This window comes from Tessaracoccus flavescens, from assembly GCF_001998865.1.
Classification (GTDB): domain Bacteria; phylum Actinomycetota; class Actinomycetes; order Propionibacteriales; family Propionibacteriaceae; genus Arachnia; species Arachnia flavescens.
In genome coordinates, this window is record NZ_CP019607.1 from 3506456 (window position 1) to 3521665 (window position 15210).

Consider the following 15210-nt stretch of genomic DNA (forward strand, 5'->3'; position numbering starts at 1 on the left):
CAGCGCAAGAGACGGCCGGCCGCTCCCCTCGGGGCGGCCGGCCGTTGCCGTGTGGTCACTTCCGCGAGAAGAGCTTACTCGCCGCGGCGACGATCAGGGCACCGATGCCGATGCCCGTTGCGGCTCCGACGCCGTAGCCGATGCCGAGGTTCACCTTCATCCCCCGTGCCGCGACCTTCTGGCTGACCTTCGTCTGCGAGTCGAGCTCGGGAAGCGTCTGGTCGGCCCCGCGCAGGTCGTCGAGCGACTTGGTGGCCGCCCAGCGTCTGCTCGCCGCCTCGGCCGCCGCGTCGTGGATCTTCTCGGGCGCCTCGCCCTGCGCGGGGAGGGCCCGCTCGGCCTCCTCCTGATCGGCCTTGTCCTGCTTCTTCTTTTCAAGGGCCGGGCGCCATTCGTCGGCCGACCCGACCCACGCGGCAGACATCAGGATGGTGGTGGCGATGATGTTGAACAGCAGCATGATCACGATCACCGGTCCGAAGAACGAGGCGGACATGTTGCCCCCGAAGGCACCCATGATGCGGCCGGCGAATTGGACGAGGAGGGTCAGTACCACAGCACCAATGAGGGTGCCGACGAGCCAGGACTTGGGTCGTGCCGGCTGGTTGGGCAGGACCATGAACAGGAAGGCCATCAGGATCCAGCTGGCTACGAAGTTCAGGGCGATGGTCAAGACAGCGAAGAGGATGCCGATGCCAGGCACATGATCCCAGCCGAGCCATTCAACGACCGACCGCGAGAAGGTTCCTCCCACCGTCGCGACGCCGACGCTGAACACGACACAGATCAGGAGGCCGAGGAAGATCAGCAGGTTGAAGAGCAGCTCCAGGAAGAAGTTCTTCTTCTCGGCGGCGTCCTCGAACTCCTTCGACCACATCACGCGCACTGCGCGTTTGAGGTTGCCTGCCCAGTTGGAGCCGGAGTAGGCCGCGGTGAGCGCGGCAACGACGCCGACGGAGGGCCATTGCTCGAAAGCCTGCGTGACCACACCTCCGATGGTCTTCGAAAGGTTGGGATCGCTGAACGCCGACTTGATCATGTCCTGGACGGTGTCCATCAGGTCGGGCCGGATGACCGTGAGGGTCAGCCCGAGAGCCGCGAAAGAGAACATCAGGATCGGCACCATCGACAGTACCGAGAAGTAGGTGATGCCCGCCGCGAACTGCGGCCCCAGCCGCGAGTTGTAGCGTTCGTTCGCCGCCAAGGCGTGAGCCACGGTCGGCTTGTTCATGACCCTGTCAATCCACTGCTTCACCCCCATGACCCTACCGGGTCATGGCGATCAGGGGATCAGACGGCGCGGGCGCGGCGGCGGGCGGCCAGCTCGTCACCGGGGTGGGCCTCTGCGGCCTCCTCGGCGGTGCGTTCGCCCGGAAGGGTGGAGAGGGTGCCCTCGAGCTCACGCCAGACGCTGCTGACCGAGATCATGAACATGCCCTGACCGCCGCGGGTGAGGTCGAAGAGTTCGTTGGCCGAGGTGACCTCGTAGACGCTGAAGCCGTCGCTGACGAGCGTCAGTTCGGTGAGATCGTCGATCCCACGCTCGCGCAGATGCTCGATCGCGACCCGGATCTGCTGCAGCGAGATGCCGACGTCGAGGAAGCGCTTCACCACGCGCAGCAGGAGGATGTCTCGGAACGAGTAGAGCCGCTGCGTGCCCGAGCCCTCCGCATTGCGGATCGACGGCACGACGAGCCCGGTGCGGGCCCAGTAGTCCAGCTGGCGGTAGGTGATGCCTGCGACGCGGTGGGCGATCGGACCCCGGTAGCCGGTGTCACTGGGCACGGGCGCGAAGTCACCGTCGAAGAGCACTTCCTGCAGCGCTGGTGTCTTGGACACGTTGCCTCACTTCGTCCACGTCGCCGACAGGTCGCCGGCACCCCCTGAAACTAACCGGCCCCGAGCGTCGAGGTCAACGACACGCCCAAGCCGACCCCGAATCCGTTGGCCGCATTTCCGCCTGGCGCGGCGTCACGTCCACGCACCATCCCCGCCAAAGCCCGTTGACTAGGGGTTATCACTGTCGAAGTCGTCAGCATTGACGCTGTCGAGGAACGCTCGGAAAGCCTCAACCTCGTCGGTGGAGGCCGCCTCAACCTCAACCCCGACTTGATCCATGAGCTCCCGTGGGCACTGGATCGGCCAGTCGAGGCGCAGCGCCAGCGCGACGCAGTCGCTGGGTCGCGCGTCGATGGCGTGTCCACCGGCATGCAGTTCGGCCGAGTACACGCCGTCCTCCATGTCGACGATGATGACGGTTCCCATGTCCGGCTCGAGCAGCGTCATGACCGCGGCGAGCAGGTCGTGGGTGAGGGGACGCTCCGGCACCTCGTCCTCCAGGGCGGAGGCGATGGCGGCAGCCTCCTGGTTGCCGATCCAGATGGGGAGGCATCGTGTCCCGTCCTCCTCGCGCAGGAGCAGCACGGGTGGATCCTCCGGGGTCAGCAGCCGGATGCCGACGACTTCAAGGCCGATCATGTCTCAACCGTACAACCCCGGTCCAGGGTGGCGTCGGCTCAGGAATCAGCTGATGTGCCCGTGCAGCAGGGCCGCGTGGGCCTGCATGACGACCTTGTACAGGTCGTAGACCACCTCGGGCGGCGGCCCAGAGCGGCGCCGGTACTGGTCGAAGGCCTGCTCGACGAGAGCGGCCTCCATGGTCGCCGCCTGCTGCAGCACGCGCATCTGACGCAGATCAACCCCGTAGCCGACGAGCTTCTTGGCTGAGACGGCCAGCGCGACGGCCTCCCGGCCGTAGAGCTGCGACCCGCGCCGAGGCTGGATCACCCGGAGACGTTCGAGCTGGATCAGCGCCGCCTCACCCAGGCCGGACTCCTGGAGCACCTGCCGTCGGGTCATCAGGCCGGGGCCGCTGGTGCGCGGAGCCTGTTTCGGTTCGGGAGCCGGCTCCTCCTCGGGCGCGGTCAGGCTCGCAGGCTGCTCTCCCCTGTCGAGCGCCTCCAGTTCCTCACGGATGACCTTCAGCGGAAGGTAACGGTCGCGCTGCGCCCGCAGCACGTAAAGAAGGCGGTCCACGTCTTCCTGATTGAAACGGCGGTATCCGGAGGGTTGCTGGCGGTCGGGCGCGATCAGCCCTTCTGCTTCCAGATACCTCAGCTTCGACACCGAGATGTCCGGAAACTCCGGGCGGATCATCTCCAGTACGCGGCCGATCGTGCGAGCCGCTGGGGGCATCAGTTGCTTCCGGGCTCGCTCAGCGAGATCGTTGCGCGGTACTTGCCGATCTGGATCTCGTCACCCTCACGCAGCACGGTACGGCCGTCGAGCAGGGTGCGGTTGACATAGGTGCCGTTGAGGCTGCCCAGGTCCTCCAGGTAGAGCTTGCCGCCGCTGCGGACGAACTTCGCGTGGTGCCTGGAGACGGTGATGTCGTCCAGGAAGATGTCCGACTCCGGGTGGCGGCCGACGTTGGTGATGTCGGAGTCGATCAGGAAGCGGTTGGTGTCGCCGGGGCCGCGATTGACGATCAGGAGCGCGTTGCCGGGGGCGAGCTCCTTGACGGCTGCGAGCTCCTGGTCGGTGAGCTCGTGCTCGTCGCGCTCATCGCTGGTGACGGCGATCATCGTGGTGGTGTCGCCGGTGTGCTCCGTCAGCGAGGCACCACACACACTGCAGAAGCGCGCCTCGGCCGGGCTCTCGGATCCACATTTGGGGCACTTCATAGTCAGACACTTCCTGGTCGGCATCGGCTGGGAAATCGCGATGTTCCGCGTGCGTACAACGCTACCTGAGAAAACCTATCACCCGCCATCAACCGGGTCAGCGCGGGCGGGCGAACTGGTTGGGTTGAGGCTCGACGGTCGAGTCGATGCGCAGGTCCTGAACCTGCTGGATCGTGACGCTGCCCGCCACCCGGTCGCCCTCGACCTCACTGACGAGGCCTCCCCGGAAGCGGGCCCCCGCCTCAAGCGTCGCGGGATCGCCGATGGCCTCGATGCTCAGCGGGCGCTCGAGCACGGTTCCGTCGGCGACGATGCGGCCCTGCTCGTCCGTGGTGAAGTGGGAGCGCATCACCAGCCGCACGGAGTCGTTGAGCTCGATCACCTCCGCCCCGGCGTCGCGCAGCTCCTCGACGGCGTCGAGCAGGAGCTCGGCTGTGACCCTTGACTCAGGATCGGAGATCTCGATCCGCACGCCCGGGCCGGTGGCAGGCACGGTCCCGGCGATGATCTGCGCCTGGACGAGGCGTCGGTTCGCCTCCTCGCGGGCGGCCTGGTCGCGGTCGGCTCCGCTCATCAACTCGGTGCGCGCCTGTTCGAGGTCGTTGACCTCGTCCTCGAGGCGCCTGGTCTCGGCGGACACGTTGTCGAGCAGTTGGATCAGGTCGGCCTGGCGCACGTTCGAGAACTCGGGCTGGTTCGCCTGCGCCCGAAGCGTCATGACGACGATGAGGGCGGTCAGGAACAACGCGATGCCCACCACGAACTGGCCGCGGCTCGGCCGGAAGAACTCGCGCAGCAGCCCGCCCTGGCGTGCCGGACCTTCGGGTGCGGTCTCGGCGGCCCTGCGCGGCGAGGCTACCTCCGGCGCGACCGGGGTCTCGTCGACGGGCTGTGGCGTCTCCTCGACGAACTTCTCGTGTGCCTGCGGCTCAGGCATGCAGCAGGGCCCTTCGGATCGCGGCCGCGTTGGTGAAGATGCGGATACCGAGCACGACGACCACGCCCGTCGAGAGCTGGGAGCCGACGCCGATCTGGTCTCCGACGAAGACGATCAGGCCCGCGATGATCACGTTGGAGAGGAAGGAGACGAGGAACACGCGGTCGGAGAAGACACCGTCCAGATAGGAGCGGGTCGCCCCGAGGATGGCGTCGAAGGCGGCGACGATGGCGATCGGCAGGTAGGGGGCGAGCACTGGCGGCAGCGTCGGCTGCAGCACCACCCCGACGACGATGCCGAGGATGAGTCCGAGTACGGCGAACACAGCTTCCTCCTATCCCTGCTCGGCGTGGCGCAGGTTCATGCCCGGATCTGCCGGGACGCTCAGATCGTTCTCGGCCTGCGTGATGTTCATGCTCACACCGTAGTTCTGGGTGAGAAAGTGCCACCACGCGGCACCCGAGGTTTCGTTGAATCGTGCCTGAAGGCTGCCGGGGTCGCCAATCACCTCCAGCCGGTAGGGCGGCGAGAGCGAGACATAGTCGACGGTGATCGCGGCACCGGCGGAGCGGATGGGGGTCAGCGTCGTGAGTCGGCGCCCGTTGATGCTGATCGCCTCTGCCCCCGCGACGAAGAGCCCGTTGACCAGGCGGGTGACGTCCCCCGCAAGCACGAGTCCTGCCGTCCCGTCCGCATCCTCGGCGTCATCGACGACGACGACGATGCCAGGTCCGGACACGGCCACCGCGCCGGTCGACTCCTCGAGCAGGGCGAGCTGCTCGCGTTGGGCCGGATCCCCGAGGCCCTCCTGGCCGAGCCGTCGCACCTCGGCGTCGAGCTCTGCCGCCTGATCCGACAGCGCCGTCTGTCTCTCCCGCGCCGCCGCGATCCGGTCGAGCAGGTCCTGGCGCTGTTCGGCGGCCGTGCCTGCGCCGCGGGTCGTCTGCAACACCGCGAGGGTGAGCAGGACCGTGAGCAGGAGGACCGTGACGAGCAGCACCGGCCCGCCACGGCGTCGGTGCCGCGTGGTGAGGTACTCGGGTTCGAGCGCGCCCTCCTGAAGATCGGTGAGCAGGCTCATGCTGGCATCAGGTCGGGTCGCCACGCCCCAACCTCACAGCCTCGCGGACGTACAGAAGCCCGGCGGCCCAGTAGCAGACGGCGCCGAGGGTTCCGAGGATCCACCCGGACCAGTGCGCCCATGCCCAGCCGAGAGAGTCGGGGGCGCCGAGCAGGATGAGCGGGAGGGAGAACAGCAGCAGGAAGGTGCCGGCCTTTCCGACCCAGTTCACCGGGAAGGCCACCATCCCGTGCTTACGCAGCCTCGGGAGCAGCAGGGCCAGCATCACGTCGCGTGCCAGCAGGATGACGACGAACCAGATGGGCACGATCTCGCGCACCAGTAGGCTCACGACCGCTGCGATGATGTACAGCCGGTCGGCGATGGGGTCGAGCTTCGCGCCGAGCGCGGTGCGCTGCTTCAGACGCCGGGCAAGGAAACCGTCCACCCAGTCGGTGGCACCGAACGCGGCCAGGAGCACGACCGCTGCGACATCGTGGCGAAGGATGATCAGGACGCAGAAGGCCGGGATGGCCAGCAGGCGGACGAAGGACACGACATTGGGGATCGTCAGTACAGCGTCGGTGTCATACTCTTGCTGGGGTACGAGCTGCGCGTGCACATCACCAGACTAGGACATCGGGCAACCGGTTCCGTGGTTCAACCCGCGCGACGGTACGCCTCAAGCACCTGTGGGCCGACGATGTCCCAGCCGTAGCGCTCAGCGACCTGCCTCGCCTTGTCACGATCGTGCGGAGCTGAGAGCCGCGCCCGCAGTGTCTCAGCAGCCGCCATGGCATCGCCTGCGGGAAAGAACGTCGCCACGGCCGGATCGTCGACCACGTCACGGAAGGCAGCCAGGTCGCTCGCGACGACCGCCGCGCCGTGGGCCAGGCCCTCGATCAACACAATGCCGAACGACTCGCCGTACAGGTTCGGCGCCATCAGCACCCGCGCCCCGTCGAGCACCCGCCCGAGTGCCGCGCCGTCGAGCAGCCCGAGCTCTTCCACTCCCCCGGCGCCCCTGCCTCCCTGCCCCACCGCGACGAATCTGGCCTCAGGCACGAGGCGGGCGACATCCGCGAATACCTCGTAGCCCTTGCGCGGTTCCCTGATCCGCCCGACGAACACGACCATCGGCGGCCCGGTCTGCGGCGCGTCGGACCGCTCGGGAAGCTCGATCGCGTTGGGGACGAGGTGGGGGGCGTCGCCAGTGACGTCGCCGACGAGTCGGGCCGCCGCCTGCGAGACCGCGAGCGTTACCCGATCCGGGAGCCGCGCGGCGCGGGCACGCAGCAACCGCAGGAGCGCCCGACCGGGCTCGAACGAGGCGTGGTGGGTCACCACCAGTCGATCGGCCGACCGCGCGCAGGCATAGGCCAGTCCAGGGGTGAGGGGCTCGTGCACATGGACCAGGTCGTATCCGGCGGAGATCTCCCTCGCTTTGGCGGCCTGCGCCGGGCTCAGCCCGAGGTGGGCGACCGAGCCGTTGAACGGCAGCGGCACGGAGCGTCCGAGCAGTCTCAGCGGGACGTCGGTGTGCACCGTGCCGGTGCCTGGTGCGAGTACCTCGGCTTCTGCCCCGTTGCTGCGGAGCCAGCGGGCGAGGCCGAGCACATGGGTGGCGACTCCGCCCGGATGGTCGAGCGAGTAGGGGCAGACCAGGCACACCCTCACAGGAAGGCCCTGCGCAGCATGAGCCAGTTCTCCGGCGAGGCGCGGACGGCGTCGGCGAAGTGTCCGACGACGCCGGTCATCAGCTCCGCCGGTGAGGCGCCTTCGATGACGTCACTGACGTCGAGCCGGAGCCGGTCGCCGTCGAAACGGGTGGTGGCGACGCGGAGATCGGCGCCGGTGCGGCGCGCGAGCAGCGCGGGTCCTGCGGGCACGGGCAGCACGAGCGGGGTGCCCGGCCAGTCGATCCGCACTCCCCTGCTCGACAGGTCCCTGTCGCTGAGCAGGCACACCATCCGCCCGGCCCTCACATCCTCGGCGAGGCGGCGCATGAGGTCTGGTTCGTCGACAGCGTAGATGTCCATGCCCATCCCGGCCCGGGCTTCGCGGAAGAGTTCGAACAGATCGTCGGGGAGGCGTTCGGCGACCGAGACGACCTTGACTCCGATCCTGGCGCACCAGGCGCCCGCGAAGTCCCAGGAGCCCATGTGGGGCAGCGCAAGCACGAGCCCGGGGCCGGCAAGGGAGGTCCGGAGCTTCGCCACGTCGGCCTCGTCGATCTCGACGGTGCGCAGGACCTCGCGGTCGCTCCAATGCGCGAGGCTGAGCGGCCACAGGGTGTTGCGGATCCAGTTCTCGACCAGCAGCCTCCGCTGTCGACGCGTCGGTGCCGTACCCGTGGCCTGCTCGACGCTCTCGGCCCACCCCTTCAGGTTCGGGATCGGCAAGAGGGACACCACGGGCGCGAAGCATCGCGCCAGAGCGTCGCCGAGCCGGCGCGGGATGCGTCCCCCGACAGCCCAGGCGAGCCGGGTTGCCCCCATGTCAGTCCTGCCACGCTGCTGCAAGCAGGTCGCGGGCGTCGCCGAGCAGCTGCGGCACGGCGCGGGTCTGCCCGATCACCGGCATGAAGTTCATGTCCCCGGCCCAGCGCGGCACGACGTGCTGGTGCAGATGCATCGAGATTCCGGCCCCAGCGACCGCCCCCTGGTTCATGCCGAGGTTGAATCCATCGGGACCGGACACGCGGCGCACCACCCGCATCGCCTGCTGGGTGAGCTCGGCGACCTCACGCGTCTCCTCGGGTGTCAGGTCCGTGTAGTCGGCGACGTGACGGTACGGACAGACGAGAAGATGGCCGGGCGAGTACGGGAACAGGTTCATCACGACATAGGCGTGCTCGCCGCGGGCGACGATCAGGCCGTCCTCGTCCGAGCGCTCCGGTGCCGCGCAGAACGGGCACTCCCCCTCGTGCTTCGGCTTGCCCTCCCCGTGGATGTAGACCATCCGGTGGGGCGTCCACAGACGCTGGAACGCGTCCGGGACGCCCGCGAGGGTGTCGCTGGCCTCGGGCTCAGGCATCGGCTGCGGGCGATTCGTTCGAGCGGGAGGCGATGAACGCGACGATCTCCTCGACCGCCTGGTCGACCGGGACGCCGTTGCGCTGGGAACCGTCGCGGTAACGGAACGACACCGAGCCCGCGTCGCGGTCGTCTCCGCCTGCGATCAGCACGAAGGGCGACTTGTGCTTCGACGCGTTGCGGATCTTCTTCGCGAACCGGTCGTCGGACTCGTCGAACTCGACCCGCACGCCTTTGGCCCGAAGCTTGTCCACCACGCCACCGAGGTATTCGTCGAACTCGGCCGCGACGGGGACGGCCGTCACCTGGACCGGCGACAGCCAGGCGGGGAACGCACCTGCGTAGTGCTCGATCAGCACACCCATGAACCGTTCGATGGAACCGAACTTCGCGGAGTGGATCATGACGGGCTGCTGGCGCGAGCCGTCGGGGGCGGTGTACTCCAGAGCGAAGCGCTCGGGCTGGTTGAAGTCGTACTGGATGGTCGACATCTGCCAGGTGCGGCCGATCGCGTCCTGGGCCTGGATCGAGATCTTCGGACCGTAGTAGGCGGCGCCACCCGGATCGGCGACCACAGGGAGGCCGGACATGTCCGCGATCTGCTGCAGGATCGCGGTCGCCTCCTCCCACTGCTCGTCAGAGCCGATGAACTTGTCCTTCTTCTTGCCGTCCTCGTCGCGGGTCGAGACCTCGAGCGCGACGTCGGTCATGCCGAAGTCGGTCAGGAGCGACAGCACGAACTTCAACAGGTGGCGGACCTCGTCGGGGGCCTGCTCCTTCATCACATAGCTGTGCGAGTCGTCCTGGGTGATGGACCGCACGCGGGTGAGCCCCTGCACGACGCCGGACTTCTCGTCGCGGTAGACGGTGCCGAACTCGAAGAACCGCAGCGGGAGCTCGCGGTAGGACCGGCCCCGGGAGGAGAAGATCAGGTTGTGCATCGGGCAGTTCATCGCCTTGAGCCGGTACGCCTGGCCGCCCTTGGTGATGTTGCCCTGCTCATCGCGTTCGACGTCCTCGAGCAGCGCCGGGAACATGCCGTCCGCATAGTAGGGAAGATGACCCGAGGTGTAGAACAGCTCCTCCTTCGCGATGTGCGGGGTGCCGACGTAGTCGAAGCCCTCCTCGATGTGGCGGGCGCGGACGTAGTCCTCCATCTCGCGCTTGATCACACCGCCCTTGGGATGGAACAGCGGCAGGCCGGAGCCGACCAGCTCGTTGAACGAGAACAGGTCGAGCTCCGTGCCGAGCTTGCGGTGGTCGCGCTTGGCGGCCTCCTCGAGCCGGGTCTTGTAGGCCTGGAGCTCGTCCTTGGTCGGCCATGCCGTGCCGTAGACGCGCTGGAGGTCGGCCTTCGACTGGTCGCCCCGCCAGTACGCGGCCGACGTACGGGTCAAGGCCCAGCCGTTGCCGAGGTAGCCGGTGTTGGGCACGTGAGGTCCGCGGCACAGGTCCTTCCAGGCGACGCTTCCATCGCGCCGGACGTTGTCGTAGATGGTCAGGTCGCCGGCGCCGACCTCGACGGAGGATCCGTCGTCTGCCGAGGCGCTGCCCTTGTCGGAGATCAGCTCGAGCTTGAACGGCTCGTCCTCGAGCTCGGCGCGGGCCTCGTCGTCGGTGACGACCCGACGCACGAAGCGCTGCTTCTCCTTGACGATCTGGCCCATCCGCTTCTCGATGGACTTCATGTCCTCAGGGGTCAGCGGGCTGGTCTGGAAGTCGTAGTAGAAGCCGTCAGTGATCGGCGGGCCGATCCCGAGCTTCGCGTCGGCGAAGAGGTTCTGCAGCGCCTGCGCGGTGACGTGTGCCGCGGAATGGCGCACGATGCTGAGGCCCTCGGGCTGGTCGATCAGGATCGGCTCGACGGTGTCACCGTCGCTCAGTTCGCGCTGCAGGTCGCGTGGCTCGCCGTTGACGCGCATTGCCACGACGCTGCGGTCCTCGCCGAACAGGTCGAGACCGGTGGTCGTGGTAGTCAGCTCCACCTGTTCCGCGTCGTCGTTGCGGCGGACGGTGATGACTCCACTCATCGGTGCTCCTTGTGTTCAGGCTGGCTGGATTGCCGGGGTCCATTGTGCCGCTTCCGGCTGCGGGGAGCCAGCGGCGAGCGTCGCCGTCTCCCCTGGCAGCTCGCCGGGGCCACTAGGGTGGGTCGCACCATCAGTTCAAGGGAGAACGCATGACCGACGATCCGACCGTCCGCCTCGAGACCTCCGACGCAGTGGCCCGCATCATCCTCAACCGCCCGGACCGGCTCAACGCCTTCGATGCGACCATGGCCCGGGAGTGGACCGTCGCGACGCGAGCGGCGGTCAACGACCCCGCGGTCCGCGTCATCGTGATCCGGGCCGAGGGGCGTGCCTTCTGCGCAGGGGGCGATGTGCGGGCGATGGCCGCAGGCGGGGACGCCGTCGAGGGCGGAGTCGAGCGGCTCGCCGGGGTCATCAACGAGGGCATCTCGGTGCTCGTCGGCTCCTCCGTCCCGGTCATCGCCGCGGCCCACGGCACGACCGCCGGTGGGGGGCTCGGGATCCTGCTCGCCTCCGATTACGCCGTCGTCGGATCCGACTCCCGCATCGGGAGCCTCTACGCCGACATGGGACTCACCCCTGACCTCTCCGTCACGGCACAGCTCGCCCGTGCCGTCGGAGAGAGGCGGGCGCTGCAGCTCGTCCTCAGCCCCCGCCTCCTCTCCGCAGTCGAGGCATACGCCTGGGGGCTGGTCGCCGAGGTCGTGGACCCGGCCGACGTCGGCTCTCGCGCAGAGGCCGTCGCACGGGTGGTGGCCGACGGCGCGTCCTCGGCCTACGGACAGGCCAAGCGCCTCATCCGGTCGCAGCCCACCCGAACCTTCGAGGAGCAGCTGGCTGAGGAGGCACGCACGATCGGCGCGGCGCTCACCACCGGTGAGGCCCAGGCCCGCATCGCGGCGTTCGCGGCAAAGGCGGCACGGGCATGAGCGGGCTCGAGGGACGCACGATCCTGATGTCGGGCGGCAGCAGGGGCATCGGGCTCGCGATCGCGCTGCGCGCGGCCGCTGACGGCGCCAACATCGCCCTGCTGGCCAAGACCGACACGCCGCACCCCAGGATGGAGGGAACGGTGCACACCGCCGCGGAACGCATCCGGGAGGCGGGAGGCAACGCGCTTCCCATCGTCGGGGATGTCCGCAACGACGACGACATCGCCGCCGCGGTAGCTCAGACGCTCGAGGCCTTCGGAGGCATCGACGTGGTGCTCAACAACGCGAGCGTGATCGACCTGGCGGGCTCGCTCGGCCTCGCAGCGAAGAAGTACGACCTGATGCAGGACGTCAACGTGCGGGGCACCTTCATGCTCTCCCGCGCGGCCGTCCCCGCCCTGCAGGAGTCGACAAATCCGCACATCCTGTCGCTCTCACCGCCGCTGAACCTCTCTCCGAAATGGCTGGGCGCGCACACCGGCTACACGCTGGCCAAGTACGGCATGACGATGACGACGCTCGGCCTGGCCGCCGAGTTCGGCGAGGCCGGGATCGCGGCGAACACGCTGTGGCCGCGCACGACCATCGCGACCGCCGCCGTCCAGAACCTGCTCGGCGGGGACCGGATCATGGCCGTGTCGAGGACACCGCAGATCTACGCGGACGCCGCCTATGCGGTGCTGACCACGCCGTCGCGTCAACTGACCGGCCAGACGCTCATCGTCGAGGATGTGCTGGAGGCTGCAGGTGTGACGGACCTGTCGGGTTACGCGGCCGTTCCCGGCACCCCTGACGAGGCGCTGTTTCCCGACATCTTCCTCGACTGAAGCTCAGGCCCTCACATCGGCGAAGTCCGGATGTTCATCGATGAAGCTCGCGATGAACGGGCACGTGGGGATCACCGTGTGGCCCGAGTCCCTGGCATCGGTGAGCGCGAACTCGACGAGCCGCGTGCCGAGGCCCCGCCCACCGAACTGCTTTTCCACGCCGGTGTGGTACATATCGAGCACCCCGTCACGGTCGCGGTAGTCGATGACCCCCGCCAACTCGTCGCCGACGTGGATCTCGTAGCGGCTCTCAGATGCGTTGTGTGCGGTGGTGATGTCGTCTGCCATGCCCCGATGCTAGTGGCGCAGGGTCACCGGCGGGCGGCGATCGGTGCGGTGGCCGCCCCGGTCAGCTCGATCAGCGCCGAGGGCGCAAGCTCGACGTCGAGGCCGCGCCTTCCGCCCGAGACGAGGATCGTCTCGTGGTCCAGCGCAGAGGAATCGACCACCGTCGGAAGGGGCCGCTTCTGTCCGATGGGGCTGATCCCTCCGACGATCATGCCCGTGGTTCGCTCCGCGAGCGTCGGGGCGGCCATCGTCAGCTTCTTCCTCCCGAGGGCGGTGGCGAGGGCCTTCAGGTCGAGGTTGACGTCCACGGGCACGATCCCGACGGCCAGGTACCTCTCGTCTGCGGCGATGAGGGTCTTGAACACCCGCTCCGCTGGATACCCGAGGGCGTTGGCGGCCTCCAACCCGAAGCTCGCGACCCGCGGATCATGCTCGTACTCGTGGACGTTGTGCGCCACCCCCGCCCGCAGCAGGGCCTGCAGGGCTGGCGTGCCCGCCTTGCGCGAAGCCATCTCCGCCTCCTCCCTCATCGGTGACAGCCCCATGGTGTCGCGCCGTCGCCCGTTGGCGACGTGACGCGCCGAAACCGGTGAGCATGATCGGCAGGACATAGGCGAGGATGCCGGCACCGATGACGAGGGCCCACCAGGGGAAACCAGGGATGTCTGGCCTCTCCGCACGCATGCCCAGAGGCCCATGACAGGGTTCCCGGCTCTCCCTCGGAACCCCTGTCATGCGGGCGGGCGAGGATCCGTCTCAACTGCCGGCTGGCCAAGGGGGCGTCGCCGATGGGCAGTCAGGATCGCCCCGACCGAGGCGATGATGACACAGGCCATGGCTGACCACTCGACCGCGCCGAGGAGTTCGCCGAGCACGATCCAGGCGAAGATGGCCGCCGCAGCCGGCTCGAGGCTCATCAGGATCCCGAACGTCGGGGCCTTGATCGTGCGTCTCGCCTGCAACTCGAGGCCGTAGGGAATGACGGTGCTGAGCAGCGCGACCAGCGCCATGACCGCCCACACCTTCGGCTGGCCGAAGGCGCCGTCGGAAAGGACGAGCGCGGGCCCGGCCAACGCGAGGCATCCGATCAGGCTGCCCATCGTCAGCCCGGACATTCCGTCCCACCGGCGGCCGACCGGCCCAGCCAGGGCGATGTAGGAGGCCCACATGGCGCCGGCGAGCAGTGCGAGAAGCGCGCCCACGAGGTCGATGTCGCTCGGCAGGGCGCCGAGCAGGACGACTCCGGTCGCCGCCAGCGCGACCCAGATCAGGTCGACGAGCCGCCTCGAGCCGATGACGGCCAGGGCGAGTGGCCCGATGAACTCGAGCGTCACGGCGACCCCGATGGGGATCCGCGCGAAGCTGAAGTAGATCGCCGCGTTCATGCCGGTGAGGCAGAGGCCGTAGGCGGTGACGACGAGCCAGTCGCGCGCGGAACGCCCGGTCATCCGCGGCCTGGCGATGAGCAGGAAGATGGCGGTCGCGATGAGCACCCTCAGGAAGGCGAGCGTCAGGGGCGAGGCCTGCTCGAAGATGCCCTTGGCCAGTGCGGCCCCGAACTGCACCGATGCGATCGCGATCAGCACGAGCACCACGGGGTTGATGCGGATGCCGCCGGGGGCTCGATCACCGACCGATCGGCTGTTCATCACGTGCCAAAGCTACCAACGCGCGGACGGCGGGAGCCTCGGTGTTCAGGGCAGCAGCCGCGACGTCCGCAGTCGCAGGTACCGCAGACTCTGCCTGAACCCCTCTGCAGCCTTCACCCCGCACTGGTTGCCCCGGTACAGATCCGAGATCCGCGTGTTGCCGAGGGTGTCGGTACCGTCGTGCTCCAAAAGCCATCCGACCTGACTCTCGTGGCACCCGAGCGCATCGAGCTTCGTCTGGTGCACGTCGGAGATGTCGACGTACTCCGTCGGGACGAATCCCACGCCTCCGAGGGTGTCCATGAAGTACAGGGGAGCGACGGCCGCGGTGGGCGCCGAGTCCGTCTCGTACAAGGGCACCGTTGCAAAGAAGATCGCGGCCTCCACCAGGTTGGAGACCTCGTTGTGGTCGGGCATGTAGTCCTGGTTGTAGTGCGTGATCACCACGTCCGGGTCCACGCTGCGGATCAGTTCGGTGACGGCGAGGCGCTGGGTCTCATCGGCCGCGTTGAGCTCGGTGTCCCCCACGCCGAGCGTGACGTACCGCGCGCCGAGCAGCTCGGCCGACGCCGCCGCCTCGCGGGCCCTGATCGCTGCGATCTCCTCCCGGCTGTGCATGAACGAGCCGCGGTTGCCGTTGGCCACGGAGCACATGGTCACCTCCGCCCCTTCCCGCGCATAGCGGGCCAGAGTTCCCCCGCACAGGATCTCGAGGTCGTCCGGATGTGCACCGATGGCCAGAACCTTCATGGTGGCCCCCTTCAAGTCG

19 protein-coding genes are annotated in these 15210 nt (G+C 68.3%); 2 read left to right on the forward strand and 17 right to left on the reverse strand.

Annotated features, from left to right (window positions below):
* Positions 1-55: 55 nt before the first annotated feature.
* The 13 genes from BW733_RS16930 to thrS all read right to left on the reverse strand — a co-directional run bounded on the left by BW733_RS16930 (position 56) and on the right by thrS (position 10745).
* Positions 56-1255 (reverse strand): YhjD/YihY/BrkB family envelope integrity protein, encoded by a 1200-nt coding sequence (locus BW733_RS16930; protein WP_161490275.1) that lies wholly within the window; start codon positions 1253-1255, stop codon positions 56-58.
* 35 nt (positions 1256-1290) lie between these two features.
* Positions 1291-1839 carry a MerR family transcriptional regulator gene (locus tag BW733_RS16935; RefSeq protein WP_077352389.1) on the reverse strand — a complete coding sequence of 183 codons (549 nt, stop codon included), beginning with the start codon at positions 1837-1839 and terminating at the stop codon, positions 1291-1293.
* 168 nt (positions 1840-2007) lie between these two features.
* Positions 2008-2478 (reverse strand): bifunctional nuclease family protein, encoded by a 471-nt coding sequence (locus BW733_RS16940; protein WP_077352391.1) that lies wholly within the window; start codon positions 2476-2478, stop codon positions 2008-2010.
* Between the two features lie 45 nt (positions 2479-2523).
* Positions 2524-3195 (reverse strand): transcriptional regulator FtsR, encoded by a 672-nt coding sequence (gene ftsR / locus BW733_RS16945; RefSeq protein WP_077352393.1) that lies wholly within the window; start codon positions 3193-3195, stop codon positions 2524-2526.
* The gene (locus BW733_RS16950; RefSeq protein WP_152024785.1) at positions 3195-3683 is read right to left on the reverse strand and encodes a double zinc ribbon and FHA domain-containing protein; all 489 of its coding nucleotides are present in this window, start codon (positions 3681-3683) and stop codon (positions 3195-3197) included. The genes ftsR and BW733_RS16950 overlap by 1 nt, the downstream gene beginning before the upstream one ends.
* A gap of 97 nt (positions 3684-3780) precedes the next feature.
* A complete protein-coding gene (locus BW733_RS16955) occupies positions 3781-4620 on the reverse strand; it encodes a DUF881 domain-containing protein (RefSeq protein ID WP_077352397.1) in 840 nt (279 codons plus the stop codon).
* Positions 4613-4945, reverse strand: a complete 333-nt coding sequence (locus tag BW733_RS16960) for a small basic family protein (RefSeq protein WP_077352399.1) — start codon at positions 4943-4945, stop codon at positions 4613-4615. The genes BW733_RS16955 and BW733_RS16960 overlap by 8 nt, the downstream gene beginning before the upstream one ends.
* Before the next feature lie 9 nt (positions 4946-4954).
* Positions 4955-5725 carry a DUF881 domain-containing protein gene (locus tag BW733_RS16965; protein WP_077352401.1) on the reverse strand — a complete coding sequence of 257 codons (771 nt, stop codon included), beginning with the start codon at positions 5723-5725 and terminating at the stop codon, positions 4955-4957.
* Positions 5709-6302, reverse strand: a complete 594-nt coding sequence (locus BW733_RS16970; protein WP_077352403.1) for a CDP-alcohol phosphatidyltransferase family protein — start codon at positions 6300-6302, stop codon at positions 5709-5711. Before BW733_RS16970 ends, BW733_RS16965 begins: the two co-directional genes overlap by 17 nt.
* A 38-nt stretch (positions 6303-6340) precedes the next feature.
* A complete protein-coding gene (locus BW733_RS16975) occupies positions 6341-7357 on the reverse strand; it encodes a glycosyltransferase family 4 protein (protein WP_077352405.1) in 1017 nt (338 codons plus the stop codon).
* The gene (locus BW733_RS16980) at positions 7354-8178 is read right to left on the reverse strand and encodes an LpxL/LpxP family acyltransferase (RefSeq protein WP_077352406.1); all 825 of its coding nucleotides are present in this window, start codon (positions 8176-8178) and stop codon (positions 7354-7356) included. The genes BW733_RS16975 and BW733_RS16980 overlap by 4 nt, the downstream gene beginning before the upstream one ends.
* 1 nt (position 8179) lies before the next feature.
* A complete protein-coding gene (locus BW733_RS16985) occupies positions 8180-8716 on the reverse strand; it encodes an HIT family protein (protein ID WP_077352408.1) in 537 nt (178 codons plus the stop codon).
* Positions 8709-10745 carry a threonine--tRNA ligase gene (gene thrS / locus BW733_RS16990; protein ID WP_077352410.1) on the reverse strand — a complete coding sequence of 679 codons (2037 nt, stop codon included), beginning with the start codon at positions 10743-10745 and terminating at the stop codon, positions 8709-8711. Before thrS ends, BW733_RS16985 begins: the two co-directional genes overlap by 8 nt.
* A 149-nt stretch (positions 10746-10894) precedes the next feature.
* Between thrS and BW733_RS16995 the strand changes: the two genes are divergently transcribed.
* Both BW733_RS16995 and BW733_RS17000 read left to right on the forward strand, forming a co-directional pair.
* The gene (locus tag BW733_RS16995; RefSeq protein WP_077352412.1) at positions 10895-11674 is read left to right on the forward strand and encodes an enoyl-CoA hydratase/isomerase family protein; all 780 of its coding nucleotides are present in this window, start codon (positions 10895-10897) and stop codon (positions 11672-11674) included.
* Positions 11671-12504 carry an SDR family oxidoreductase gene (locus tag BW733_RS17000; RefSeq protein ID WP_077352414.1) on the forward strand — a complete coding sequence of 278 codons (834 nt, stop codon included), beginning with the start codon at positions 11671-11673 and terminating at the stop codon, positions 12502-12504. The genes BW733_RS16995 and BW733_RS17000 overlap by 4 nt, the downstream gene beginning before the upstream one ends.
* Positions 12505-12507: 3 nt before the next feature.
* Here the strand turns inward: BW733_RS17000 and BW733_RS17005 are convergent, their stop codons facing one another.
* The 4 genes from BW733_RS17005 to BW733_RS17020 form a co-directional block, all read right to left on the reverse strand.
* Positions 12508-12792, reverse strand: coding sequence for a GNAT family N-acetyltransferase (locus tag BW733_RS17005; RefSeq protein ID WP_077352416.1), 285 nt, complete (start codon positions 12790-12792; stop codon positions 12508-12510).
* A 23-nt stretch (positions 12793-12815) separates the two neighbouring features.
* Positions 12816-13304: a Cys-tRNA(Pro) deacylase gene (gene ybaK / locus BW733_RS17010; RefSeq protein WP_077352418.1), complete on the reverse strand. Its 489-nt coding sequence runs from the start codon at positions 13302-13304 to the stop codon at positions 12816-12818.
* Between the two features lie 219 nt (positions 13305-13523).
* A complete protein-coding gene (locus tag BW733_RS17015; RefSeq protein WP_077352420.1) occupies positions 13524-14441 on the reverse strand; it encodes an EamA family transporter in 918 nt (305 codons plus the stop codon).
* 45 nt (positions 14442-14486) lie between these two features.
* Complete coding sequence (locus BW733_RS17020; RefSeq protein ID WP_161490276.1) at positions 14487-15191, reverse strand: PIG-L deacetylase family protein; 705 nt, start codon at positions 15189-15191, stop codon at positions 14487-14489.
* Between the last annotated feature and the right edge of the window lie 19 nt (positions 15192-15210).